Source organism: Mesorhizobium sp. BR1-1-4 (assembly GCF_020165375.1).
GTDB classification, from domain to species: domain Bacteria; phylum Pseudomonadota; class Alphaproteobacteria; order Rhizobiales; family Rhizobiaceae; genus Mesorhizobium; species Mesorhizobium australicum.
This window is the reverse complement of record NZ_JAIUIB010000011.1, coordinates 182,063-204,816: the sequence shown is the minus strand read 5'-3', so window position 1 is coordinate 204,816 and position 22,754 is coordinate 182,063. Positions and strand designations below refer to the sequence as shown.

21 protein-coding genes, 1 tRNA gene and 1 pseudogene are annotated in these 22,754 nt (G+C 61.1%); 16 read left to right on the top strand and 7 right to left on the bottom strand.

Features of this window, described 5'->3' with window-relative positions:
* Positions 1–47: 47 nt before the first annotated feature.
* Both LB571_RS23550 and LB571_RS23545 read right to left on the bottom strand, forming a co-directional pair.
* Positions 48–1,124 (bottom strand): tyrosine-type recombinase/integrase, encoded by a 1,077-nt coding sequence (locus LB571_RS23550; RefSeq protein ID WP_224598381.1) that lies wholly within the window; start codon positions 1,122–1,124, stop codon positions 48–50.
* 242 nt (positions 1,125–1,366) lie between these two features.
* Positions 1,367–2,503 carry a porin gene (locus LB571_RS23545; RefSeq protein ID WP_015318589.1) on the bottom strand — a complete coding sequence of 379 codons (1,137 nt, stop codon included), beginning with the start codon at positions 2,501–2,503 and terminating at the stop codon, positions 1,367–1,369.
* A 451-nt stretch (positions 2,504–2,954) separates the two neighbouring features.
* Between LB571_RS23545 and LB571_RS23540 the strand changes: the two genes are divergently transcribed.
* From LB571_RS23540 to LB571_RS23530, 3 genes are all read left to right on the top strand, one after another.
* Positions 2,955–3,045: transfer RNA gene (locus LB571_RS23540), tRNA-Ser, on the top strand.
* Between the two features lie 94 nt (positions 3,046–3,139).
* The gene (locus LB571_RS23535; protein ID WP_140618505.1) at positions 3,140–3,391 is read left to right on the top strand and encodes a GIY-YIG nuclease family protein; all 252 of its coding nucleotides are present in this window, start codon (positions 3,140–3,142) and stop codon (positions 3,389–3,391) included.
* A 96-nt stretch (positions 3,392–3,487) separates the two neighbouring features.
* On the top strand, positions 3,488–4,681 hold the full coding sequence (locus LB571_RS23530) for a porin (protein ID WP_015318591.1): 1,194 nt from the start codon (positions 3,488–3,490) through the stop codon (positions 4,679–4,681).
* A 124-nt stretch (positions 4,682–4,805) separates the two neighbouring features.
* Here LB571_RS23530 and LB571_RS23525 read toward each other — a convergent pair.
* Together LB571_RS23525 and LB571_RS23520 are read right to left on the bottom strand one after the other, a co-directional pair.
* Positions 4,806–6,466: pseudogene (locus tag LB571_RS23525) on the bottom strand (tetratricopeptide repeat-containing sulfotransferase family protein).
* A 236-nt stretch (positions 6,467–6,702) separates the two neighbouring features.
* Positions 6,703–8,367, bottom strand: a complete 1,665-nt coding sequence (locus LB571_RS23520) for a tetratricopeptide repeat-containing sulfotransferase family protein (protein WP_224598367.1) — start codon at positions 8,365–8,367, stop codon at positions 6,703–6,705.
* 120 nt (positions 8,368–8,487) lie between these two features.
* Between LB571_RS23520 and LB571_RS23515 the strand changes: the two genes are divergently transcribed.
* Positions 8,488–9,600 (top strand): pyridoxal phosphate-dependent aminotransferase, encoded by a 1,113-nt coding sequence (locus LB571_RS23515; RefSeq protein ID WP_224598363.1) that lies wholly within the window; start codon positions 8,488–8,490, stop codon positions 9,598–9,600.
* Here LB571_RS23515 and LB571_RS23510 read toward each other — a convergent pair.
* A complete protein-coding gene (locus LB571_RS23510) occupies positions 9,597–9,866 on the bottom strand; it encodes a hypothetical protein (protein WP_224598360.1) in 270 nt (89 codons plus the stop codon). The genes LB571_RS23515 and LB571_RS23510 overlap by 4 nt on opposite strands.
* 69 nt (positions 9,867–9,935) lie before the next feature.
* Between LB571_RS23510 and LB571_RS23505 the strand changes: the two genes are divergently transcribed.
* The 7 genes from LB571_RS23505 to LB571_RS23475 all read left to right on the top strand — a co-directional run bounded on the left by LB571_RS23505 (position 9,936) and on the right by LB571_RS23475 (position 16,740).
* Positions 9,936–10,220 (top strand): acylphosphatase, encoded by a 285-nt coding sequence (locus tag LB571_RS23505; protein ID WP_224598358.1) that lies wholly within the window; start codon positions 9,936–9,938, stop codon positions 10,218–10,220.
* A 66-nt stretch (positions 10,221–10,286) separates the two neighbouring features.
* The gene (locus tag LB571_RS23500; protein WP_224598339.1) at positions 10,287–10,937 is read left to right on the top strand and encodes a TetR/AcrR family transcriptional regulator; all 651 of its coding nucleotides are present in this window, start codon (positions 10,287–10,289) and stop codon (positions 10,935–10,937) included.
* Positions 10,906–12,069 carry an isovaleryl-CoA dehydrogenase gene (locus LB571_RS23495; protein ID WP_140718099.1) on the top strand — a complete coding sequence of 388 codons (1,164 nt, stop codon included), beginning with the start codon at positions 10,906–10,908 and terminating at the stop codon, positions 12,067–12,069. The genes LB571_RS23500 and LB571_RS23495 overlap by 32 nt, the downstream gene beginning before the upstream one ends.
* A 1-nt stretch (position 12,070) precedes the next feature.
* Positions 12,071–13,678, top strand: coding sequence for a carboxyl transferase domain-containing protein (locus LB571_RS23490; protein ID WP_224598336.1), 1,608 nt, complete (start codon positions 12,071–12,073; stop codon positions 13,676–13,678).
* A gap of 1 nt (position 13,679) precedes the next feature.
* Positions 13,680–14,210 (top strand): O-acetyl-ADP-ribose deacetylase, encoded by a 531-nt coding sequence (locus LB571_RS23485; RefSeq protein ID WP_140663113.1) that lies wholly within the window; start codon positions 13,680–13,682, stop codon positions 14,208–14,210.
* Between the two features lie 120 nt (positions 14,211–14,330).
* Positions 14,331–14,705, top strand: a complete 375-nt coding sequence (locus LB571_RS23480) for a hypothetical protein (RefSeq protein WP_224598333.1) — start codon at positions 14,331–14,333, stop codon at positions 14,703–14,705.
* Positions 14,706–14,754: 49 nt separating this feature from the next.
* Positions 14,755–16,740 (top strand): acetyl/propionyl/methylcrotonyl-CoA carboxylase subunit alpha, encoded by a 1,986-nt coding sequence (locus LB571_RS23475; protein WP_224598331.1) that lies wholly within the window; start codon positions 14,755–14,757, stop codon positions 16,738–16,740.
* Positions 16,741–16,821: 81 nt separating this feature from the next.
* Here LB571_RS23475 and LB571_RS23470 read toward each other — a convergent pair whose 3' ends face one another.
* The gene (locus LB571_RS23470) at positions 16,822–17,943 is read right to left on the bottom strand and encodes a branched-chain amino acid ABC transporter substrate-binding protein (protein ID WP_140718108.1); all 1,122 of its coding nucleotides are present in this window, start codon (positions 17,941–17,943) and stop codon (positions 16,822–16,824) included.
* Positions 17,944–18,368: 425 nt separating this feature from the next.
* Positions 18,369–18,635 (bottom strand): sel1 repeat family protein, encoded by a 267-nt coding sequence (locus LB571_RS23465; protein WP_010915070.1) that lies wholly within the window; start codon positions 18,633–18,635, stop codon positions 18,369–18,371.
* Between the two features lie 439 nt (positions 18,636–19,074).
* On the opposite strand from LB571_RS23465, the gene LB571_RS23460 reads away from it, so the two are divergent.
* From LB571_RS23460 to LB571_RS23440, 5 genes are all read left to right on the top strand, one after another.
* Positions 19,075–19,416: a DUF2147 domain-containing protein gene (locus tag LB571_RS23460; protein ID WP_224598329.1), complete on the top strand. Its 342-nt coding sequence runs from the start codon at positions 19,075–19,077 to the stop codon at positions 19,414–19,416.
* 208 nt (positions 19,417–19,624) lie between these two features.
* Complete coding sequence (locus tag LB571_RS23455) at positions 19,625–19,780, top strand: hypothetical protein (RefSeq protein WP_224598326.1); 156 nt, start codon at positions 19,625–19,627, stop codon at positions 19,778–19,780.
* 40 nt (positions 19,781–19,820) lie between these two features.
* Complete coding sequence (locus tag LB571_RS23450) at positions 19,821–20,015, top strand: hypothetical protein (RefSeq protein ID WP_015318605.1); 195 nt, start codon at positions 19,821–19,823, stop codon at positions 20,013–20,015.
* Between the two features lie 117 nt (positions 20,016–20,132).
* Positions 20,133–21,593: an AMP nucleosidase gene (locus tag LB571_RS23445; protein WP_224598323.1), complete on the top strand. Its 1,461-nt coding sequence runs from the start codon at positions 20,133–20,135 to the stop codon at positions 21,591–21,593.
* 146 nt (positions 21,594–21,739) lie between these two features.
* Positions 21,740–22,750, top strand: a complete 1,011-nt coding sequence (locus LB571_RS23440; RefSeq protein ID WP_224598462.1) for an endonuclease/exonuclease/phosphatase family protein — start codon at positions 21,740–21,742, stop codon at positions 22,748–22,750.
* Positions 22,751–22,754: the final 4 nt, after the last annotated feature.

Genomic DNA, 22,754 nt, shown 5'->3' with positions numbered 1-22,754 from the left:
AGATCAGATCCCGGGGCTGTTACGGCGGCAAAGGCAAACTGTCGGAACTACTTGGCCTTGGAGCTTTTGCGGGTCGCCTTTGGCGGCGCCTTCGCCGAAGCGCCCTCATCCGTCTGCTTCCGCTTCGCCGACGGCGTCGTCACCGGCGACGAAAACAGCGAGCTTTCCGCGCTGCCGGCCGGTTGCTCGCCGCGAGGCTTCTCCAGCACGACAACGCAGCCATCGAGGTCATTGGTGGCCAGATGCGCGTAGCGCATGGTCATCGACAAGGTCTGATGGCCAAGCCACATCTGAACACGGCGGATGTCGATGCCGCCCTGGACAAGACGCGAAGCGCAGGTGTGGCGCAGGATGTGCGGCACGACCTGGTCGTCGGCGCCGAGCCCGACTTCCGCCTTGGCATCGTTCCAGATGGCGCGGAATTGTGCCTGGCTGAGCTTGGTGAACGGGCCCTTGGGTCGGCGTCCTTCGGCCGGAGGCAGCTTGATGACCTCCTTGACCCGCTCGGTCATGGGAATGGTGCGGCTGCGGCCGGACTTGGTGATCCAGAAGGAGACGCGATGTTCCTGGATGTCGTTCCAGATCAGCCCGAGCGCTTCGCCGAGGCGGCATCCGGTATCGACCAGGAAGACGGAAAGCCGGTAAGCATCCTCGCTGCGGCCCTTGATGGCGGCAAACAGCCTTGCCTCTTCGTCCCTCTCGAGGAAACGAATCCGTCCCGCCCGCTCCTTCTGGCGGCGGAACTCGGGCAGGCTGTGGATATCTCCCATCTTGTACGCCTTGCGCAGCAGTTTGCTGAGAGCAGCCATCTTTCGATTGATGGTCGCGTTGCTGTTGCCGCGCTGGCGCAAGGTGCCGATAAGGTTGTCCAGGGTACTCTGGTCAAAGGCGCTGAAACGCTCCCCAAGGAGGATCTCGTCTATCTCGCCGATGAAGGAGCTGACATTATATTTATGTCGCCCATCATCCCACAATATGTCTCGATAAGCTGAAAAAAGCTCTCCGACCCGGTATGACTTTACTTCTCTTATCTTGTTATATGTGTAGTTGATCTTCGAGTTCTGAGAAGAAAACGTCGAAAACTGATCAGAGGGGCATCCCTCTTGAATCGCTTCGTTGGTCATTATCCGTCACTCCCCCGAGTGGATTGGGATCAGCCCTATCCGCTTGGGAGCGTCCTTTCAAGAGATTAAATCACGCAGTTGTGATCTCACCCGCCCACCGCGGATCCCACGAGACCAACCTACGGATCTGTTCAGCTACCGATTCCCCCTCTTTCCTTGGTTTGCGTTGACCCAGTCACGAAACAAAAACAGCCCGGGCGTTTGTGCGCCCGGGCTGGATTTCATCTGTAAGGAACCAGCCCTTAGAAAGAGCGCTGGAAGCGGAGGATACCGGCGACGTTGCTCTTCTTGGTCGCACCGACCCAGCCTTGCGACAGGTCGTCAGCACCGCCGACGTTCTGGTAATCGACTTCGGCCGTGACCGTGAAGCCAGGAACAACGTCATAGGCGATGTTCGCAGCGATGCCGAGGTTCTTCCAGTCGTCATACGAGATCTGAGCGTTGAACGAGGTCTTCTCGTTGAACTTGTAGGTGCCACCGCCCCACACTGCCCAGTTGCCGCCCCACTGCTTGTAGAAGCCGCGGCCGGTACCGAAGTCGTTGAGGTTGTCGTCCGAGCCATAGCCGCCCATGATCCAGAGCGACAGCTCGTTGGAGACGTTGACGTCCAAACGAACCTTGCCGGCAACTTCTTCGTAGTTGCTGTCATAGGAAACGACGCCGGTGAGAGCGCCCCAGCCCTGGGTCCACTTCAGACCGCCGACAACATGCGGAACGTAGCTGTCGATGGTATCGGCGCCTGCGCCTTCTTCCAGCGAGACCACAGCCGAGAAGCCGTTGCCGGCGTCAAAGTAGTACTGAACGACGTTGGTGTCGAAATTGCCGTAGGGGACGATCGTGTCCTCAATGACGTTGCCGGCGTAGCCGATGAACGTATCGAAGGCCGATTCATCCTTACCAACGCGGAGACCACCAAGCTGGATCCAGGCGAAATTCAGCGAAACGCCCTTGTTGTGCGCCTCGAACGTGCCAGTCTGCGGGAAGTCGTAGTCGCCATAGTTGTTGCCGAAGTTGAAGCGGGTCTCGGTATAGGTCTTCAACGTGCCGAGTTCGGTTTCCTGGCCGGTCCAGGTCTTCAGCGTGAAGCGGGCGTTCTTCCAGTAGGTGTCGTGATCGCCATCGCCCATATGGTCCGGAACGTTCTGGGCGCCACCGAATGCGCCGGCATCACCCACGCCGATGTCGTAGCGGACATAGCCGCCGATGCGCAGGCAGGTCTCGGTGCCGGGGATGTAGAAGTAGCCAGCGCCGTAGACGTCGCAAATCTTGACGTATTCAGCGGGCTCCGGCTCGGCGACGACGACGGCGTCGGCGGCGCGCGCACCGGAAACTGCGATCAGGGCCGCAGCGGAGCCGAGAAGAAGGCTCTTGATGTTCATTTTCTGACCTCCAGTCAAAAGTTAAAAAACGGGTCTGGGTATTCTTTGCTGAAGGACAGCGTTCCCTGCCCCATCCCCACTACCGAAAAAGATGCGCACCGCGCCGCTCCTTCGAACTCGACATTACCCATGAGCCGGCGGCGTTCAACAACGATCGTACCGGCGAAAGGGCTGTTCGGCTGCTATCCCCCAGCGTTGTTGCACAAATGACACGATTTGGCCTCACTCAGAAAGCTCTCGTTAACCATCGGGCCCGCCGCAGCCGGCTATTTCCGGCCGAATCCGGCATTCGGCCGATGGAATCGTGGCGAGGCCGCGAGTCACCTGCCAGGGATTTGCCGCATTACCGCCCCATCGCGGAAATCCGCGGCGACAGAGCGCCGTTATTTTCTATATTAATGATGCGGGCTTGTTGATTGTGCCGGCGCTTTTCTTTATCCAGCGGCTCAACGGAGAGGTGGCCGAGTGGTCGAAGGCGCTCCCCTGCTAAGGGAGTAGAGGTCAAAAGCTTCTCGTGGGTTCGAATCCCATCCTCTCCGCCACCCTACGCCCTGCGGGCTTCGGGTGGCAGGCCACCCGGAACCGCATTTGGGCGTAGGAGTGTCGCCCGAAGCTACGAAGTAGCGTAGGGGGACCATGTGGTACGTCTATTTCCTGGAGCTCCGTAACGGCGATATCTATGTCGGATCGACAAACGACCTTCGACGCCGCACCGAATCGCACCGATTGGGCAATGTTCCATCGACAAAGGCCTACCTGCCCGTAGCCTTGAAGAGCTACATCGCGGTCGAAACCGAGGCCAACGCTCGCCAACTCGAGAGATATTTCAAGACCGGATCGGGCAAGGCTTTCGCGACCAAGCGTTTCTTGCAGACCGCGCCTCGCTGACCGCCACCATATTATCTACCTGAAATAAAAAGGAAAACGGCTCTCCTGGCAGCTTTTCGTCGGCCTTCGCTCGCGATTCTGACTGGAGGTCAGAAAATGAACATCAAGAGCCTTCTTCTCGGCTCCGCTGCGGCCCTGATCGCAGTTTCCGGTGCGCGCGCCGCCGACGCCGTCGTCGTCGCCGAGCCGGAGCCCGCTGAATACGTCAAGATTTGCGACGTCTACGGCGCTGGCTACTTCTACATCCCCGGCACCGAAACCTGCCTGCGCGTCGGCGGCTATATTCGTGAGGATATCGGTGTGGGCGACGGTGGCTCGTTCGATGGCGTCAATCACGTCACGGACCACCAGCACGGTGATGACGACTCGACCTACTGGAAGCAGACCCGCTTCACGCTGAAGACCTGGACTGGCCAGGAAACCGAACTCGGTACGTTGAAGACCTACACTGAGTACCGCATCAACTTCGGCAACAGCTACGGCGACTATGGCACCCCTGGTCTCGCAGGCAACACCGAAGCGAACCCTAACGCTGGCGGCGACGGCTGGCAGGCGCGCAACAAGACCAGCGCCTTGGAATTTGCCTGGATCCAGCTCGGCGGTCTGCGTGTCGGCGCTGACGAATCGGCCTTTGATACGTTCATCGGCTACGCCGGTAACGTCATCAACGACACGATCGTCCCTTACGGCAATTTCCAGACCAACGTCATCCAATACTACTTCGACGCTGGAAACGGCTTCTCGGCCGTGGTCTCGCTGGAAGAAGGCTCCGGTGAGGTTGGCACCATCGACAGCTATGTTCCGCATGTCGTCGGCGGTGTGAAGTGGACACAGGGCTGGGGCGCCATCACCGGCGTCGTCGCCTATGACAGCAACTACGAAGAAGTCGCCGGCAAGGTTCGCCTGGACGTCAACGTATCCAACGAACTGTCGCTGTTTGCCATGGTCGGCTATGGCTCGGACAACAACCTCAACGACCCGACCAACAACATCGATGCGCTCGGCCGCGGCTTCTACAAGCAGTGGGGCGGCAACTGGGCAGCATGGGGCGGCGGCACCTACAAGTTTAACGAAAAGACATCGTTCAACCTCCAGGCGTCGTATGATGACTGGAAGGACATCGGTGTCGCGGCGAACGTCGCCTACACCGTCGTTCCCGGCCTCACCGTCACGGCGGAAGTCGACTGGCAGCGCGTCGGCCAAGGCGCCATCGACAACCAGTCCGTGTGGGTCAACGCGACCAAGAAGGACAACGTCGGCGGTCTCCTCCGCTTCCAACGCGACTTCTAGTCAATTCGCCTTGGCGAAATCAAACCCGGCGGGCAACCGCCGGGTTTTTTTAGGCCGCTTGCAACTATCGCAGGTAAGGGGCCTCCGTCGTGCGCAGAAAGTCAGTTCGAACAACTGAGAACGGCTAGCCTTCAGCCAAGTCCCCCAAGGCATCGATCAATGGCCGAAGCCTGCCTTCGTAGTGCTTCCAACGCTTGACCGATGATTTGTAGATCGGCTGACGAACCTGCCAGTGGCTGAGGGTTCTGACGGAGCCAGCCCTTTCGAAGAAACGGAGGCAGGCGTCGTGCCACTCCAAACCCAGATGCTCCACAAGCCGACGGGACTGCCCCTCCTGGTCGGAAACAAGGTCTTCATAGCGATTCTCGAGAATGCGTCCCGGAAAAATCGACTTCCAATAGCGCATCAGGCGATCGTACTCGCGGTAGTAAAGCCCAAGCACCGCAAGGTCCGAATTATACTTATGCGCGTCGTTAAGATTCGAGGTGAAGCAAGAAAAACAATTATCAACGGGATCGCGTACGCAATGAACAATCCGTGCGTTAGGGAAGAGAAGGGCGATGAGGCCCACAAGTTCGAAATTGTGAGGCATCTTATCGACGATTCGCAATGCTTCGGGCGCGTTGAGACGCAAGCTGGATAGATATTCACCGGCGAGCGCCTTGGATTGCGTTCGCGTCATCGACATGACTGGTCGTCCCAATGGGCGTCCCGGCTGCAATTTAAGACCGTTGGCAACCGCGACTCGCCCCAGCTTGGAGTGTTCGCCCGCGCCGTGGACATCGGGATGGCTCGAGCAGATCTGTTCCGTCAGCGTCGTGCCAGAACGCGGCATTCCAAGCACGAATACAGGCGTCTCAGATGGATCACCATATCCCACCCTCGCCGCGAAGAACTCCGGATTGAACAGCTCGATCCACGCATCGACCTGTCGACCGTAGGATTCAATGTCAAAATCGAACCCCTTGTTCGTTGCGGCTCTGAGAAAATGGTCCATGGCCTCATCGTGGCGACCAAGATCATCCAAGACCTTACCGGCGGCCATATGAAGCTGGTAGGGCTCATCGGCGGGATTCGCCGTTTTTTGAAGCTCGTCCAGAATGGCTTTGAGCTCGGGTGGCTCGGCGGAGAATTTTCGAACCGCTACAAGCGTATTGTAGGACGACGGCACGCTCATGCGCCTGTCGATGCTCTCCTTCAGGAAAACCGTAGCTTCGTCCATGCGGCCGAGGGCAACGAGAGTATTCGCAAGGGCCGTCCGGACGAATGCGTTGTCGGGGTCAATTTCGAGCGCTTTTTCATAGAGCGGCACAGCCACGTCCGCCTTTTCGAACATGAAATATGCTTCGCCAAGTCGACGAAGAGCATCCGTGAGATCGGGCTTCAGCTCGCAGGCGCGCTGCAAATGATGAATCGCAAGCGGATAATCCGCGACCTTTAGAAAGGCCTCCCCCAGACTGAGCTGATAGTATGGATTTTTCGGCTCCTTCGCTGCGCGCGGGCGAAATACTTGATCGCCAGTTCGTCGTCGAAACCGAGCCCCAGCGTGCCAAGAATGTAGAGGGCAAGCGCGTGATTGGGCGAGCGCGTCAGAACACGATGGCAGAGTTCTTCGGCTTCCGGCAGCCGTCCGGCTTTCTGTAGTTCCAGCGCTTGTCTAAGCAGCATGTCATCGGTTGGCCCAAGCAACGATCCAGGCTTAGCCGGTTGGGCGAAGGGTCTGGCCTTTTGCACTGGCTGTGCCTTGAGATGCTTGGACCAGGTTGGGGGCAGCCGTGAGTTCATCGTGCCTCGCTAGCAAAAACGGCCGACAGAATCCAGCATGGGATAGACCACCGGCCGTTGCCTGGAGACTTGCCAGAACTATTTGATACCGAAATCTTACTCCCCTACGCCTGCAGATCTGATCCAGTCCTGCACTCGCGTGCATCTACCCGCTTAACGGATTTAGGCCAGAGGGGCAGGACGTCTCGCGCAGCCACGGCCAAATCTCGACATCGTTCCGGCGCAAGCGTGCCAGACTAAGTCTCAACCAAGTCTCCAAGGGCCTCAATCAGCGGCAGGATTGAACTTCCATAGCCCTTCCAGCGATTGACAGACGAGGTGTAGATCGGTTGTCGAACCTGCCAGCGGCTAAACGTGTTCACCGAACCTGGCTTGTCAAAGAAGCGCAGACAGGCGTCGTCCCAGGGCAGCCCCAGATGGTCGATCAAGCGGCGCGATTGCGCTTCCTGGTCGGAGACCATGTCCTCATAGCGGGTCTCAAGGATTTGGCCTGGAAAGACCTTATCCCAGTGCCGCATAAGCCGGTCGTATTCGCGATAATACAGTCCGAGCATATGGAGATCCGCGGTATAACTATTGTCCTCATTGAAACTCAGGAAATAACACGAGAGGCAGTTGTCGATAGCATCTCGACGGCAGTGAATGATGCGTGCCTTGGGAAACAGAAGCCTTATAAGGCCGATAAGTTCGAAATTATGCGGCAATTTGTCGACGATACGCTGGGCGTTGGGGGACCGTTGACGGATATGGGCAAGATAGTCTTCAGCCAAAGCCTTCGACTGATTCACCGTCATGGTCAGGATCGAGCTTCGCAATTCTTCGGGCGAGCGCGTTTTGGGCGCGAGACTGTTTGTGATGCGCCGGAGTTTTGTCAGCTCGCCAGCGCCATAAGCATCCGGGTGGCTCGCACAGATTTGCTCGGTCAAAGTGGTGCCTGAACGTGGCATGCCAAGCACGAAGACAGGCACTTCCGAAGAGCTTCCATGTCCTGTCTTGGCGGCCAACATCTCGGGGCTGAACAGTTCGATCAAGAAATCGATGCCGCGGCGGTAAGCCTCAAGGTCAAAGCCGCGGGTCGAGCGCTTTGCCTGCTGAAAATGGCCCATCGCCTCGTCATAGCGCCTGATATCGTTGAGCACCTTCCCGGCCGCGTAGTGGAGTTGTTGTATACTTTTGTTATCAAGCGCCGGATTCTTCAGTTCAGCCAGAATGGATTTTAACTCCGTCGGCTCTTCCTTGAATTTTCGTATACCGACCAGGCCGTTGTAAGCAGCGGCGACATCCTGGCCACGGGCGATCGCCTCTTTCATGTAGTTTGCCGCCTCATCCATCCGGCCGAGGCTTACAAGCGCGTTGGCCAACCCTATTCGGATAGCGGAACGGCCGTCATCGATCTTGAGCGCTTTCTCATAGAGGGGCACCGCGAGGTCGGCTTTGCCGAATCCGGTGTAGGCGCGGCCCAGCGCACAAAGCGCCTCGACCCAGTCGGCCTTCAATTCGCAAGCACGCTCGAAATGCCTGATTGCATCCGTATGCTCGCCGACTTTCAAATAGGTTTCACCCAGGGTCAGATGGTAATGCGGATTTTGAGGTGCCTCCTTTACCGCTCGCTCAAAACAGCGAATGGCCATCTCGTCATCCAGCCCGAGCGCAAAGGTTCCAAGCAGATACAAGGCAAGGGGGTGTCGCGGGGCATGAGCCAATACACGCTGACACAGCGCCTCCGCCTCCGGCAACCGATTTGCCCGATGAAGTTCTACCGCCCGCCTGAGCAGTGCGTCATCGGCCTGCGCGTGTGATAGCGACCCCGCTTTGGGTTCGGCGATTTTCGACTGCGGGTTTTTCGGTCCGGACGGAGTTTTCAGATGCTTGGACCAGGCAGGCGGCAGACGATTGTTCATCGTGTCTGGCTACCAAAAAGACACGGCCGAATCCAGCATGACAAATTGCTGCCTGCGAGCAACTTGCACCTAATAAGCCGGCGCGTTAGCAAGAAGGCCCCTTCCAAGCGAGCTTCCTCCATGCCTCAGCGCCCTGCCCTCTCACCCCTCATCGCAGCGCTTCCGTCGACCGTGCCGTTTGTCGGCCCCGAAGCGCAGCAACGTGAGCGCGGACGCGCTTTCCGTGCCCGTATCGGCGCCAATGAGAGCAGTTTTGGTCCTTCGCCGCGCGTCATCGCCCGCATGGAGAGCGTCGCGCGCGACCAGTGGATGTATTGCGACCCCGACAATTACGATCTGAAGGTCGCGATCGCCGCGCATCACAATGTGGCTGTCGACAACGTCGTTGTCGGCGAAGGCATTGACGGTCTGCTCAGCCTGGTGGCGCGCATGTACGTGGCGCCCGGCGATGCGGTGATCACCTCGCTCGGCGCCTATCCGACCTTCAACTTCCACATTGCCGGTGTCGGCGGCCGGCTGGTGACTGTCCCTTACGAGAATGACAGGGAAAGCCTGGACGGTCTGCTCGCGGCGGTCGTCAGAGAGAAGGCGCCGCTGGTCTACCTGTCCAACCCGGACAATCCGATGGGCAGTTGGTGGGAAGCCGACGAGGTCATCCGCTTCATCGAAGCCTTGCCGGAAACCACCATGCTGGTGCTCGACGAGGCCTATGGCGAATTGGGACCAGCCTCGGCCCTGCCGCCGATCGACATCTCGCGGCCGAACGTCATCCGCATGCGAACCTTTTCGAAGGCCTATGGACTTGCCGGAATACGCTGCGGCTATGCCGTCGCGGAGACGCAAGTGATCAGCGACTTCGAGAAGATCCGCAACCACTATGGCGTCAGCCGCATGGCGCAGATCGCCGGCGTCGAGGCGCTCGCCGACCAAGCCTATCTCGAGACGGTGGCGGCCCGGGTCGCAGCCGGACGTCGGCGCATTGCCGATATCGCCGAACAGAACGGGTTGAAGCCGCTCGCCTCGGCGACCAATTTCGTGACCATCGACTGCGGCCATGACGGTGCTTTCGCCCTGAAAGTGCTGCAGGGGCTGTTGTCGCGCGACGTCTTCATCCGCAAGCCGATGGCGCCACGGCTCGACCGCTGCATCCGCGTCAGTGTCGGTCTCGCCCACGAACTGGACATCTTCGCCGAGGAATTGCCTGGCGCCTTGGCAGCGGCGCGCGGAAACTAGGGCACTTCGCGGCGCTCGGGAGCCATTGCGGCGCCGAGCAGATGTCCGGCACGCGCCAGCACATCCGACAATTCCGCGGCTTCCCTGTCATTCAAGCTCGCGGGCAGGCGGGCCAGATCACGATCCGTGGCCGCATAAACTGCTGCAAGCGCGGCCTGGCCGCGCGCGGTGAGCGAAAGAACGCGCGGCCGGAGTGGCGCGGGACCGGTGCACATCTCGATCAGGCCGGCGGCAGAGAATTTGGAACGAAGGCCCTCGATTTTCATCGCGGTCACCGTTTCAACCGTTGCCTTCGTTCGATGCTGCGCCAGACTCTATAGAATGGGAGCGAGCCCATGAATGATCGGAAAAGGGCAGTGCAGGCGCACATATACGGCACGGTCCAAGGGGTCGGCTACAGGGCGTGGACGCGCGATGAAGCGACAAGGCTCGGGCTGTTGGGCTGGGTGCGCAACGAAAGAGACCGCTCGGTGACGGCATGGCTTACCGGCGCCGACGCGGCGATTGCGGCCATGATTGAACGGCTTCGGCAAGGCCCGCCTGGCGCGGCTGTCTCTCGCATCGATGTGGAAGAGCTGGAAACCTGGGCCACGCCTGGAGATTTCAGGATCATCGGATAGACGGATTTCCGCCTGCTTGAATTAATTGAACGTTTGTTTTATTATTCTGCCGTCAACGAGACGACGATGGCGCGCACCACAGGATCACACGGCGAGCGAACCGAAGCGGCAGTCCGTGAAGCGGCGGCCACCCTGATTGCGCGTTACGGTTATGAAGCAATGTCGATGCGCCAGCTGGCCGCCGAGGTCGGCGTGCAGGCGGCCGCGCTCTATCGCTATTTTCCGACCAAGGAAGACCTGCTGTTCACGCTGATGCGCGACCATATGCAAGCGCTTCGCGAGGCCTGGGAGCGTTCCAGGCCGGCCGACGCGGATCCGGTGCGGCAGCTTGCCGCCTATGTGCGCAACCACATCGCCTTTCATATCGGGCGCCGCCACGCCACGCATGTGTCGAACATGGAATTGCGCAGCCTGTCGCCCGACGGGCTGACACAGATCCTGCGCATGCGCACGGCCTACGAAAAGGACCTGCGTTCGATCCTGCGCGATGGCGCCGAGGCGGGTATTTTCCGCATCGAGGACACCGGCCTGACGGCCATGGCTCTGATCCAGATGATGACCGGCGTCATCGTCTGGTTCCGGCCGGGCGAGCGATTGTCGATCGCCGAGGTCACGCAGACATACCTTTCGATGACAATGCGCCTGGTCGGCGTGAACATCGGCATTGGTACCGGGGAGGAACGGCATGTACACGAACACGCTCAGCTTCGGGCATGATGAGGACGTCGAGGCGTTGCGCGACCTGGTGCGCCGCTTCGCCCAGGACAGAATCGCGCCGATAGCCGCTGACATCGATCGCGAGAACGAATTCCCGGCGCATCTATGGGGAGAACTCGGCACTCTTGGCCTGCTCGGCATAACCGCCGATCCCGATTTCGGCGGCAGCGGCATGGGCTATCTCGCCCACGTGATCGCGGTCGAGGAAATCTCACGGGCCTCGGCATCCGTCGGCCTTTCCTACGGCGCCCACTCCAATCTCTGCGTCAACCAGATCAACCGCTGGGCAACGCCGGCACAGAAGGAAAAATACCTGCCGCCGCTATGTTCGGGCGAGCACGTCGGCGCGCTGGCCATGTCGGAGCCCGGCGCCGGCTCCGACGTGGTGTCGCTCAAGTTGCGCGCCGAAAAGCGCAATGACCGCTATGTGCTCAACGGAACCAAGATGTGGATCACCAACGGCCCCGATGCCGAAACGCTGGTCGTCTACGCCAAAACCGACCCGGACCGGAAATCGCGCGGCATCACCGCCTTCATCGTCGAAAAGGCGATGCCGGGGTTTTCGGTGGCGCAGAAACTCGACAAGCTCGGCATGCGAGGGTCCAACACCGGCGAACTGGTCTTTTCAGACGTCGAGGTGCCGTTCGGCAATGTGCTGCACGAGGAAGGACGCGGCGTCGAGGTGCTGATGTCCGGCCTCGACTATGAGCGCACCGTGCTTGCCGGCGGCCCGATCGGCCTGATGGCGGCCTGCCTCGACGTAGCGATCCCCTATGTTCACGAGCGCAAGCAGTTCGGCCAGCCGATCGGGGAATTCCAGCTGGTGCAAGGCAAGCTTGCCGACATGTATACGGCGATGAACGCCGCGCGTGCCTACGTGTACGCCGTCGCCGCCGCCTGCGACCGCGGCCAGACCAGCCGCAAGGATGCAGCTGGATGCGTGCTGTTCGCCGCCGAGAAAGCGACGCAGATGGCACTCGACGCGATCCAGCTGCTTGGCGGCAACGGCTATATCAACGACTATCCGACCGGCCGGCTTTTGCGCGACGCGAAGCTCTACGAGATCGGCGCCGGCACCAGCGAGATCCGTCGCTGGCTGATCGGCCGCGAGATCATGGCGGAGGGGGTGTAGCATGGCTATCCTCCAAACCCAGATCTCGCCCTCCTCCGAAACCTTCCGTGCCAATGCCGAGCGCATGCGCGCGCTGGTTGCCGACATCGCTGAAAAGGCCAGGACAGTCGAGCGCGGCGGCTCGGATGAGGCCCGCGATCGCCATGTCGGTCGTGGCAAGCTGCTGCCGCGCGAACGCCTGGCGCAATTGCTGGACACCGGTTCGCCCTTCCTCGAGATCGGCCAGTTCGCGGCATGGTCCATGTATGGCGAGGAGATTGCGTCGGCCGGCCTGATCGCCGGCATCGGCCGCGTCGAGGGCACCGAGGTGATGGTCGTTGTCAACGACGCCACGGTAAAGGGCGGCACCTACTATCCGCTGACGGTGAAGAAGCATTTGCGCGCGCAGGAGATCGCGCTGCAGAACAATTTGCCATGCGTCTATCTGGTCGACAGCGGCGGCGCCAATCTGCCCAATCAGGACGAGGTCTTTCCCGACCGCGAGCATTTCGGCCGCATCTTCTACAACCAGGCCAACATGTCGGCGGCCGGCATTCCGCAGATCGCCTGCGTCATGGGCTCCTGCACGGCTGGCGGCGCCTATGTGCCGGCAATGTCGGACGAGACGATCATGGTGCGCAACCAGGCGACCATCTTCCTCGGCGGACCGCCGCTGGTGAAGGCGGCCACCGGCGAAGACGTCAGCGCCGAGGAATTGGGCGGCGCGGACGTACACACCAGGCTTTCCGGCGTCGCCGATCACTATGCGCTCGACGACGAACATGCGCTGGGCATTTGCCGGCGCATCATCAAGAACCTGAATCGGAACAAGGCTGTAAGCCTGAGCTTACAGAAAGCTCATCAGCCGCTTCATCCGGCGGATGAGCTCTATGGCATCGTCCCGACCGACCTGCGCCAGCCCTATGACGTGCGCGAGGTGATCGCGCGCATCGTCGACGGCTCCGAATTCGATGAGTTCAAGCAGAACTACGGCACCACGCTGATCACCGGTTTCGCCCACCTCCATGGCATGCCGGTCGGCGTCGTCGCCAACAATGGCGTGCTGTTTTCCGAAAGCGCGCTGAAGGGCGCGCACTTCATCGAGTTGTGCTGTCAGCGCAAGATTCCGCTGCTTTTCCTGCAGAATATCACCGGCTTTATGGTCGGCCGCAAATACGAGGCGGGCGGCATCGCCAAGGACGGCGCCAAGCTGGTGATGGCGGTGGCGACCGCCAGGGTGCCGAAGGTGACCGTCATCATCGGCGGTTCGTTCGGCGCCGGCAACTACGGCATGTGCGGCCGCGCCTACTCACCGCGCTTCCTGTGGATGTGGCCGAACGCGCGCATCTCGGTGATGGGCGGCGAACAGGCGGCAACCGTGCTCGCCATGGTCAAGCGCGAAGGCATCGAGCGAAAGGGCGGCGAGTGGAGCGCCGAGGAGGAAGCGAAATTCAAGAAGCCGATCCTGATGAAATACGAGCATGAGGGCCATCCGCTCTACTCGTCCGCCCGCCTCTGGGACGACGGCATCATCGATCCGGCCAGGACACGCGAGGTGCTGGCGCTCAGCCTTTCCGCGTCGCTCAACGCCGAGATCGAGGAGACGCGCTTCGGCGTGTTCAGGATGTGAGATGAGCAAGGCCCAAGACAGGATCCGCATCCACACCGGCGACATCACGAAGCTGGATGTCGACGCCATCGTCAATGCTGCCAACACCTCGCTTCTCGGCGGCGGTGGAGTCGATGGCGCCATCCACCGCGCGGCGGGTCGTGAGCTCGAGATAGAATGCCGGATGTTGAACGGATGCAGGGTCGGCGACGCCAAGATCACCAAGGGTTACAAGCTGCCAGCTCGACATATCATCCACACGGTCGGGCCGGTCTGGCAGGGCGGCGGCAAGGGCGAAGCCGAACTGCTGGCCTCTTGCTATCGCAGGTCGCTGGAACTCGCGACCGCCAATGATTGCCGTTCGGTGGCGTTTCCCGCGATCTCGACCGGTGTTTACCGCTACCCGAAAGACGAGGCGACCGAAATCGCCGTCTATGAGGTCAATGACTTCATCAAGCACAACGCGCTTCCCGAAATCGTTGTTTTCTGCTGCTTCGACGAAGCGATGGCGGAACTATACCGTCAACATCTTGCAACATTGGGTGGAGATTGAATTTTATAGGCCAGGCCTTTCGTTCGCTCACGAAATCGCGAGCTCATCCCGCAGCTCTGGCGGCGCCGGAGAATATTCGCTATCGCTCGTCCTGCACTTTGCAATGGGGATGGGGTGAGAATGGAACGGAAATATTCACGGAATGCGTCTACTTTAATACTTTCGGCATTGCTGCTAACCGCCGCGCATGGCGCGGGCGTGGCCGGATCGCTGGCGGGAAGCGAGGGAGACAAGCGTTTCCCGCCCTATTTGCCACGAAATTTGAAAGATCCATGTACCAAGACCTACAAGGCCTATGTGGCGGCCGGCGGCCATTCGGCCTACGCCACCCCGCCTTATGCCCGGATCATGTCATCGTACATAATCTGCGGCGGGCATCTGAACGCGCCGTCACAAAAGGCAGCGGAAGAACTGGCTATGAAATCCTGTCTGGCCACGCGCGCGCACTACAAGGTAACCACCGGCGGCGCCTGCGAGATCGCCGCTTCGAAATAGGCCGGTGCCTACCAAAATGGCGCCGCCCGATACTGACCCGGGAGGCTCCATGTTCACGAAAATCCTGATCGCCAATCGGGGCGAGATCGCTTGCCGCGTCATCCGCACGGCTCGCAAGCTGGGCGTGCACACTGTCGCCGTCTATTCGGATGCCGACGCGAGATCCCTGCATGTCGAGATGGCCGACGAGGCGGTCCATATCGGTCCTTCGCCCGTCGGCGAGAGCTATCTGCGCGGTGACAGGATTGTCGCCGCGGCCCTGGCCACGGGTGCGCAGGCCATCCATCCCGGTTACGGCTTCCTGTCGGAAAACCCCGATTTCGTCGACCAGGTGGTAGCCGCCGGCCTCGTTTTCATCGGCCCGTCGGCGACCTCGATCCGCGCCATGGGGCTGAAGGACGCCGCCAAGCGGCTGATGGAAAAAGCCGGCGTTCCGGTCGTTCCGGGCTATCATGGCGAGGCGCAGGAAATCGTGCTGCTTGCGTCAAAGGCCCGCGAGATCGGCTATCCCGTGCTGATCAAGGCGCGCGCTGGCGGCGGCGGCAAGGGCATGCGCCGCGTCGAGCATCCCGATGACTTTTCCGAGGCACTCTCCAGCGCCCGGCGCGAAGCAAAGGCCGCTTTCGGCGACGACCGCGTGCTGGTCGAGAAATATGTCGACAAGCCGCGCCATATCGAAGTGCAGGTGTTCGGCGATAATTTCGGCAATGCGGTGCATCTCTACGAGCGCGACTGTTCGGCGCAACGCCGCCATCAGAAGGTAATCGAGGAGGCCCCCGCCCCCGGCATGACGCCGGCTTTGCGCAAGGCAATGACCGAGGCGGCGGTAAAAGCCGCCAAGGCAATCAACTACTCCGGCGCCGGCACCATCGAATTCATCGTCGACGCCTCGCAAGGCCTCGAGGCCGATCGCTTCTGGTTCATGGAAATGAACACCCGGCTGCAGGTAGAGCATCCGGTCACCGAGATGGTCACCGGCACCGATCTCGTCGAATGGCAGTTACGGGTCGCCAGCGGCGAAAAACTGCCGAAGACACAGAGCGAGATCACGCTTTGCGGCCATGCTTTCGAGGCGCGCATCTATGCCGAGGATGCGGCCAAGGGGTTTCTGCCGGCGACAGGCACGCTGCACCACCTGAAGTTTCCCGACGCGGCGCCCGACGGGGCAACAATGCGCATCGAGACCGGCGTGCGGGCTGGCGATGCCATCTCGCCCTACTACGACCCGATGATCGCGAAGCTGGTCGTCCATGCCGGAGACAGACGGCAGGCGCTGGAAGCGCTCCGCACCGCGCTCGCGCAAACCGAGATTGCCGGCTCCACCGTCAACACCGCTTTTCTTGCCGCCCTTGCCGCCGATCCGGATTTTGCGGCTGAAGACATCGATACCGGTCTGATCGGCAGACACCAGGAGGCGTTGACGGCGGTCGCGCCGCCGACCGGCGAGATCATCTCGGCTGCCGCCATGGCGGCCTCGGGTGCCGGAGCATTGCCGTCGTCGAACGACCCATGGTCATCACTCGCCGGCTATGCGCATTTCCACGGCGGGGCGCAGCGCATGCGGCTGACGTTCGGCGACGAAGCCATTCAGGCAAGGATTTCAGTGCGATCGGACGGGCGCTTCCAGGTGGCGCTCGATGCGCCTTATGACAGCACCAATTTGCATGATCTTCGCGCCGTTCCCCGCCTCGCCCGCTGGCCTGGCCACATCACGGTGTTCGAAGGCGCCGTCGGCTATACTTTCGCGGTGCCGGACCCCTTGGCCAGGAGCGATGAAGCGGCCGCCGCCACCGGCAGCCTGCGCGCACCGATGCCGGGCCTGGTCAAGCTTGTGCGCGTGGCGAAAGGCGACGCTGTGATCAAAGGACAACCTCTGCTGATCCTCGAGGCGATGAAGATGGAGCACACCATCGCCGCCCCGCATGACGGGGTGATCGCCGAGATCGCCGGGGAAGGCGCACAGGTCACCGACGGCGCGGTGCTGGTGCGGTTCGCCGAGGACCAGAACGCATCCACCGCGGCCGCCGGCGGATAGAAGGAGCGCACAGCGGACCGCAAACTGAAATGGCCGGGACGAACCCGGCCATTCCCTTGGAATACCCGACTGCCAGGGCGATTACTGCGCGATCGGCGCGTACTTGCCGTCATGCCACTGGTTGATGTCGTAGCTGGCATTCTTGAGGTCGCCCTTCTCGTCGAAGGTGACGTCGCCGACAACGGTGCTGATCGCCGTGCCATTCTTCAGCGCCTCGGCAACCTTGGCCGGATCGTCGCTGCCGGCACGCTTGATGCCTTCGGCGAATGCCTGGACCACGGCATAGGAGAACAGCGTGAAGCCTTCCGGCACGAAGCCGCCGGCCTTGATCTTCTCGACGGCTGCCTTGGCTTCCGGCTTTGCCTGCGGATCCGACGGGAACACGAACATCGTGCCCTCGCCGGCCGGGCCGGCAACCTGCCAGAATTCCGGCGACGCGATCGAGTCCGGCATGATCAGCTGGAACTTGAAATTCTGTTCGGCCGACTGACGCAGGATCAGGCCCGCCTCGGGGTGGTAGCCGCCGAAATAGACGACATCAGCCTTGAGATCCTTCAGCTTGGTGACAAGCGCCGAATAGTCCTTCTCGCCGGGGTTGATGGCGTCATAATAGACCTCCTTGAGGCCACCGGTATTCATGGTCGCCTTGACGGCATCAGCCACGCCCTGGCCGTAAGCGCTCTTGTCGTGCAGGATGACGACGTTCTTGCCGGCGTATTTCTTGGCGATCCACGGGCCGATGAAGGCGCCCTGTGCGTCGTCACGCGTATAGAGACGCATGATTGTCGACCAGCCGGCCTTGGCGGCCGCATCGGTCAGCACCGGGTTCGAGGAAGCCGGGCTCATCATCAGGGCGCCGGCTTCGGCATAGACCGCCGAGGCCGGAATACTGGAACCCGAGCAGGCATGCCCGTCGATGAACTTGACGCTGTTGGCGACGATGCGATTGGCGACCGACACCGCCTGCTTGGGATCGCACTGGTCGTCCTCGATGTCGAGCTTGATCTGGGAACCGTTGACGCCGCCAGCCGCGTTGATGGCATCGGCGGCGGCCTGTGCGCCTTGCTTGAACTGATCGCCGATGGTGGCGAGCTGTCCGGTCATCGGGCCGACCACCGAGATGGTGATGTCATCGGCGAACGCGACCGGCGCGCTCATCATCAGGCCGAAAATGGCCGCGCTCAAAACACTCATTTTTTTCATGACAATAGAACTCCTCCACTCACGCGCGGCCGCCCGGCCGCGCTTCTTCCAGAGAGGCGGGACAATTTCATCCTTCATCGGACCTGTCTAGGCGCATTGGCGCCACTCGATTGGGCCTGCGCGGCCTCATCCACGCAAAAAGCCACGCCAGCCTTGTTCCGGCCGGTCGTGGCTTTTTGCCGGTCAGGCTGTTTCCCCGGCGCCCCCGCGCTGTGAACCCAACCCACCTTCCCTGTCTTCATGTTGGCCATGATCCTTCCGAAAACCGGAGTCTTCGGGATCATGGTCCGTTGCGCGGCTTGGACCTGTCGGCGTGCCGCATTCTCGTTGTCGATGGCCGTGGCCTGGCTGTTTGCGCAGCCTTTTCCCTGTTGGCCCGACCGTCTTTCTGCGGTCTTGGCCGGAGCGTCTCCGTCTGGCGGAACTCAGTGCATGGTCATCCATTCGCGGGCTTCGCGCAGCGCCTTGGCGATCTCGACCTTCGACATGGCCGCCGAGAGTTCCGAGCGCAACTCGGCGGCGCGGGCCGATCCCTTGATGGCGGCGATGTTGAACCATTTGTGGGCGGCAACGACGTCGGTTTCGCAATCGCGGCCGGTCGCATACATCATGCCCAGTTCGAAAAGAATGTCGGCCTGGGCAGTTGCCCCCATGGCGCCGAAGCCTGCTTCAAGCATTTCAAAACGTGCCATTTTTAGTCCCCTGTCTGGCTCCCGAGAGCTGCCTCCGTTCGTCTTGTCCGGGCCGCTCTTTCGATGCTTTCGAGAATGCCGCGCAGGCTTGAATCCGTCGTTAAATGGCGTGCTTAATTTGAGGAAAACAAAGCTAAAACAAGAGGTAAACGCGAAAATTCGTTAAGGATACGAAGCCAGCAATTCAGCTGGTTTTCGCCAAATTTGCCGAAAATTTTCGAGCGCGCGGTCAACACTCTGCTAACCCTAGAAAGCAAACACGAGGCGCTGGTCGTTTTCATTTCCGGGCCGACAGGGCGAATTCAGGCGCTTTCGAAATGCCAAAACCTTCCGTCGCGGCACCGCTTTCGTTTTGACGGAAGCTGGATTAGCTTACGTTTGCGTAAGCGGCAGACCGGCGAGGCGGAGCATTCGGCCGGCTATCCAAAGGGAGGAAGACATGTTTCGAAAAGTGAGCCTGGCCCTGGCGGCCACTTTGATCCTGAGCGGCGCGGCGTGGGCCGATCCGATCGAGGGCAACTGGAAAACGCAAGCCGGCGACACCGCTGCCATTTCAGGCAGCAGCTCGTTCTCCATTACGCTCAAATCAGGCAAATATGCCGGCAAGACCATCGGCTCGCTCAAGGCGGCCGGCGACAACAAATACACCGGCAACATCACCGATCCGGCAAATGACAAGACCTATTCGGGCAAGGCAACCTTGTCGGGCGCCTCGCTCAAGATGAGCGGTTGCGTGCTCGGCGGACTGATCTGCAAGAGCCAGACCTGGCACAAACTCTAAGCGACCATTTCCGTGTGATCTCTAAACGGGGCCTGGCGGGCCCCGTTTTCGTTCTGTCGATGAGCAGGCAGCGCTCGGTCGGCATTCTGCTTGCCGCAACCCAGTCAACATCCCTTCAATCAATTTGAACGGCAGATGAACGCCGGCATCAGAGCCGGTTCAGAGGCGTCAGGGCATTCTCATGCGTGTTGAAGGAGACACGGACCCAATGCTTGCTCGCCGCTTCGCCATCGTCTGCCTGCTGATGAGCCTGTTTGGAATGTTCTTCGCCATCCTTGTCGCCGAAGCGGGCCGTTCCCCGCGCTCCTGGGACGGCGCCACCAGAATGTGCCATCTCGCCTGCCCGACCGATTTTCGTCACTGAAGCAGAGAACCCGGACCTCGAAAAGAAAAGCACAGAGATCATGAACCGCATCGCCGCCAACCTCTCCAAGACCCTCCGGCTCCTGCCGCGGGCGGCGCTCATCCTGATACTTCTGGCCGCTCCGGTCCTGGCGGTGCCGATGATGCGCGCCGATAGCGGCTCGACGATCGAGGCGCCGGCGCTCAGAAAGTCCGGCGTCGGGTTCGTACTGCTGGTCAGCCTGCAGCGGGGTTGAAGAAAAAAGGGCGCTTTGAGCGCCTTCGGCGGCGAGCCCCCTCCCAACCGCCCGTCCAAGTCTCTATATTGAGCCATGGAAAAGCGAATCTATCCCCAAGCTATCGAATCTGTCGTCATGCCCGAGCCCTTTGGCCGGCAAAGCTTCGATAACGCCGAAAAGGCCGTTGCCGCGCTGCAGGTGCTCTACGACCGCAATACCAAGTTTCTGCGCGATTCTTTCGCGGCCCTAGCCGCCGGCGGCGACAGCAGCAAGCGCTACCGGGCCTTCTACCCCGAGATCGGCGTCACCACGAGTTCGTTCACCCAGGTCGATTCGCGCCAGGCCTATGGCCACATGCCAACACCAGGTCATTTCGCCACCACGGTTACCCAGCCGGACCTGTTCGAGACCTACCTCATCGAGCAGCTTCGGCTGATCATGCGCAATCACGGCGTGTCGGTAGCCGTCTCGGAATCGACCACGCCGATCCCGCTGCATTTCGCTTTTCTGGAAGGCACCTATGTTGACGGCGCCGATGCCGAACGCATCAAGCGGCCGATCCGCGACCTGTTCGACGTGCCGGATCTCGACGGCACCGACGATCAGATCGCCAATGGCACGTTCGAAGTGGCCTTCGGCGAGCCCCGGCCGCTGGCGCCGTTTACGGCGCAGCGCATCGACTATTCGCTGCACCGCATGACGCACTACACCGCAACCAGCCCGCAGCATTTCCAGAACTTCGTGCTGTTCACCAACTATCAGTTCTATATCGACGAGTTCGTCGCCCGCGCCCGCGACCTGATGGAAAAGGGCGGTGACGGCTACACGGAATTTGTCGAACCTGGCAACGTTATCACCCGGGCCGGGCAGAGCGCGCCCAGCGAAGGCGTAGCGCCACAGCGCCTGCCGCAGATGCCTGCCTACCATCTGAAGAAGCCGAACCATGGCGGCATCACCATGGTCAATATCGGCGTGGGTCCTTCCAACGCCAAGACCATCACCGATCATATCGCTGTGCTTCGGCCACATGCCTGGGTGATGCTTGGTCACTGCGCCGGGCTGCGCAACACCCAGGCGCTCGGCGACTATGTGCTCGCGCATGCCTATGTGCGCGAGGACCACGTGCTGGACGACGATCTTCCGGTCTGGGTGCCGATCCCGCCGTTGGCCGAGATCCAGGTCGCGCTGCAGGAAGCCGTCGCCGAGGTCACCGGCCTGTCGGGCTATGATTTGAAGCGCATCATGCGTACCGGCACCGTCGCCACCATCGACAACCGCAACTGGGAACTGCGCGACCAGCGCGGACCGGTGCAGCGCCTGTCGCAGTCGCGCGCCATTGCGCTCGACATGGAATCGGCGACCATCGCCGCCAATGGCTTCCGCTTCCGCGTCCCCTACGGCACGCTGCTGTGCGTTTCCGACAAGCCGCTGCATGGCGAGTTGAAGCTGCCTGGCATGGCAACCGAATTCTACAAGCGGCAGGTGGCGCAGCACCTGACTATCGGCATCAGGGCGATGGAGAAGCTGGCGGAGATGCCGATGGAGCGGCTGCATTCGCGCAAGCTCCGGAGCTTTTCGGAAACGGCATTCCAGTAGGCGACCGCGAAGCCTCGGCGAGGCAATTCGTCGTCTTGCTCAGGCCGCAATTTGGCCGATAAGCAAATCGAACGGACCGACAGGCGGCATTCAGCGGATACAACCTCGCAGACACGACCTCAATGGCAACAGGCGCGCGCTTGAACATGACGGCTGGGCTGGCATTCCTGGCGATGACGGCATTGTCGGCCGCTTTGTTGGCCGGATTTTTCGGCGCACTGCACCCGGCGTTCGATTCCTTCTCGCATTTCCGCATTCATCTCAGCGTGCTGATGGCACTTCTGGCGCTGCCGCTGCTCGCCAGCTCGTTTCGGCTGCAAGCCGCGGCTGGGCTGCTTTTTGCCATTTTCTGCCTGGCCACAACGACGGGTGCGCTGCCCAAATGGTGGCCACAACAGGCGGCCGCCAAGCCGACCGGCCAGATCGTCTACAGCCTGCTGCAGATGAATCTGCGCTTCAACAACCCGACACCTAAGAAAGTGCTCTCACTGATCGGCCGCACCAATCCGGACGTGATCACGCTCGACGAGGTGTCGCAGATGTGGACGACCGAGCTTGGCTACATCGCCAGCGCCTACCCCTACCGAATCCTCTGCCCCTACCCCAACGGCATGTTCGGCGTGGCGCTGCTGTCGCGCCGGCCCTTTGCCGCCGACGCCGCGCCGCGCTGCGAGCCGCGCGGCGCGATGGCTATCGCCACGGTCGACTTCGGCGGCACAGATGTCGATGTCGCCGCGATTCATTTGAGCTGGCCTTGGCCGAAGGAGCAATACTGGCAGATCGGCGAACTGGCGCAGCCACTGGCCGCGCTCGGCGAGACCGCGATCATGGCAGGCGATTGCAACGCCGTGCCGTGGAGTGCCGCGGTGCGGCGGGTCGCGGCTCTCGGCGGGCTGACACTCATGCCTTCCGCCGGCCCGACGTGGATCCACCGGACACTGCCCGACTTCCTGCGCCGCTATGCAGGCCTGCCGATCGACCAGGTGTTCAGCAAAGGCGGCGTGACGATCCTGTCTTCGACGCGGCTGGAAGATACCGGCTCCGACCACCTGCCGGTGCTGGTCGAATTCTCGGTCCGGTCCGATGAGAAACAGCCTGAGGATGGGCACGCCACCGCGCTCGCGGCGCACGGTTTGCCTGCTGAGCCGCACGGCTGACGCA

Coding starts and splice junctions, on each gene's coding strand:
- LB571_RS23550 (WP_224598381.1), bottom strand. CDS start 1,124: ATGACCAACGAAGCGATTCAAGAGGGATGCCCCTCTGATCAGTTTTCG.
- LB571_RS23545 (WP_015318589.1), bottom strand. CDS start 2,503: ATGAACATCAAGAGCCTTCTTCTCGGCTCCGCTGCGGCCCTGATCGCA.
- LB571_RS23535 (WP_140618505.1), top strand. CDS start 3,140: ATGTGGTACGTCTATTTCCTGGAGCTCCGTAACGGCGATATCTATGTC.
- LB571_RS23530 (WP_015318591.1), top strand. CDS start 3,488: ATGAACATCAAGAGCCTTCTTCTCGGCTCCGCTGCGGCCCTGATCGCA.
- LB571_RS23520 (WP_224598367.1), bottom strand. CDS start 8,367: ATGAACAATCGTCTGCCGCCTGCCTGGTCCAAGCATCTGAAAACTCCG.
- LB571_RS23515 (WP_224598363.1), top strand. CDS start 8,488: ATGCCTCAGCGCCCTGCCCTCTCACCCCTCATCGCAGCGCTTCCGTCG.
- LB571_RS23510 (WP_224598360.1), bottom strand. CDS start 9,866: ATGAAAATCGAGGGCCTTCGTTCCAAATTCTCTGCCGCCGGCCTGATC.
- LB571_RS23505 (WP_224598358.1), top strand. CDS start 9,936: ATGAATGATCGGAAAAGGGCAGTGCAGGCGCACATATACGGCACGGTC.
- LB571_RS23500 (WP_224598339.1), top strand. CDS start 10,287: ATGGCGCGCACCACAGGATCACACGGCGAGCGAACCGAAGCGGCAGTC.
- LB571_RS23495 (WP_140718099.1), top strand. CDS start 10,906: ATGTACACGAACACGCTCAGCTTCGGGCATGATGAGGACGTCGAGGCG.
- LB571_RS23490 (WP_224598336.1), top strand. CDS start 12,071: ATGGCTATCCTCCAAACCCAGATCTCGCCCTCCTCCGAAACCTTCCGT.
- LB571_RS23485 (WP_140663113.1), top strand. CDS start 13,680: ATGAGCAAGGCCCAAGACAGGATCCGCATCCACACCGGCGACATCACG.
- LB571_RS23480 (WP_224598333.1), top strand. CDS start 14,331: ATGGAACGGAAATATTCACGGAATGCGTCTACTTTAATACTTTCGGCA.
- LB571_RS23475 (WP_224598331.1), top strand. CDS start 14,755: ATGTTCACGAAAATCCTGATCGCCAATCGGGGCGAGATCGCTTGCCGC.
- LB571_RS23470 (WP_140718108.1), bottom strand. CDS start 17,943: ATGAAAAAAATGAGTGTTTTGAGCGCGGCCATTTTCGGCCTGATGATG.
- LB571_RS23465 (WP_010915070.1), bottom strand. CDS start 18,635: ATGGCACGTTTTGAAATGCTTGAAGCAGGCTTCGGCGCCATGGGGGCA.
- LB571_RS23460 (WP_224598329.1), top strand. CDS start 19,075: ATGTTTCGAAAAGTGAGCCTGGCCCTGGCGGCCACTTTGATCCTGAGC.
- LB571_RS23455 (WP_224598326.1), top strand. CDS start 19,625: ATGCTTGCTCGCCGCTTCGCCATCGTCTGCCTGCTGATGAGCCTGTTT.
- LB571_RS23450 (WP_015318605.1), top strand. CDS start 19,821: ATGAACCGCATCGCCGCCAACCTCTCCAAGACCCTCCGGCTCCTGCCG.
- LB571_RS23445 (WP_224598323.1), top strand. CDS start 20,133: ATGCCCGAGCCCTTTGGCCGGCAAAGCTTCGATAACGCCGAAAAGGCC.
- LB571_RS23440 (WP_224598462.1), top strand. CDS start 21,740: ATGACGGCTGGGCTGGCATTCCTGGCGATGACGGCATTGTCGGCCGCT.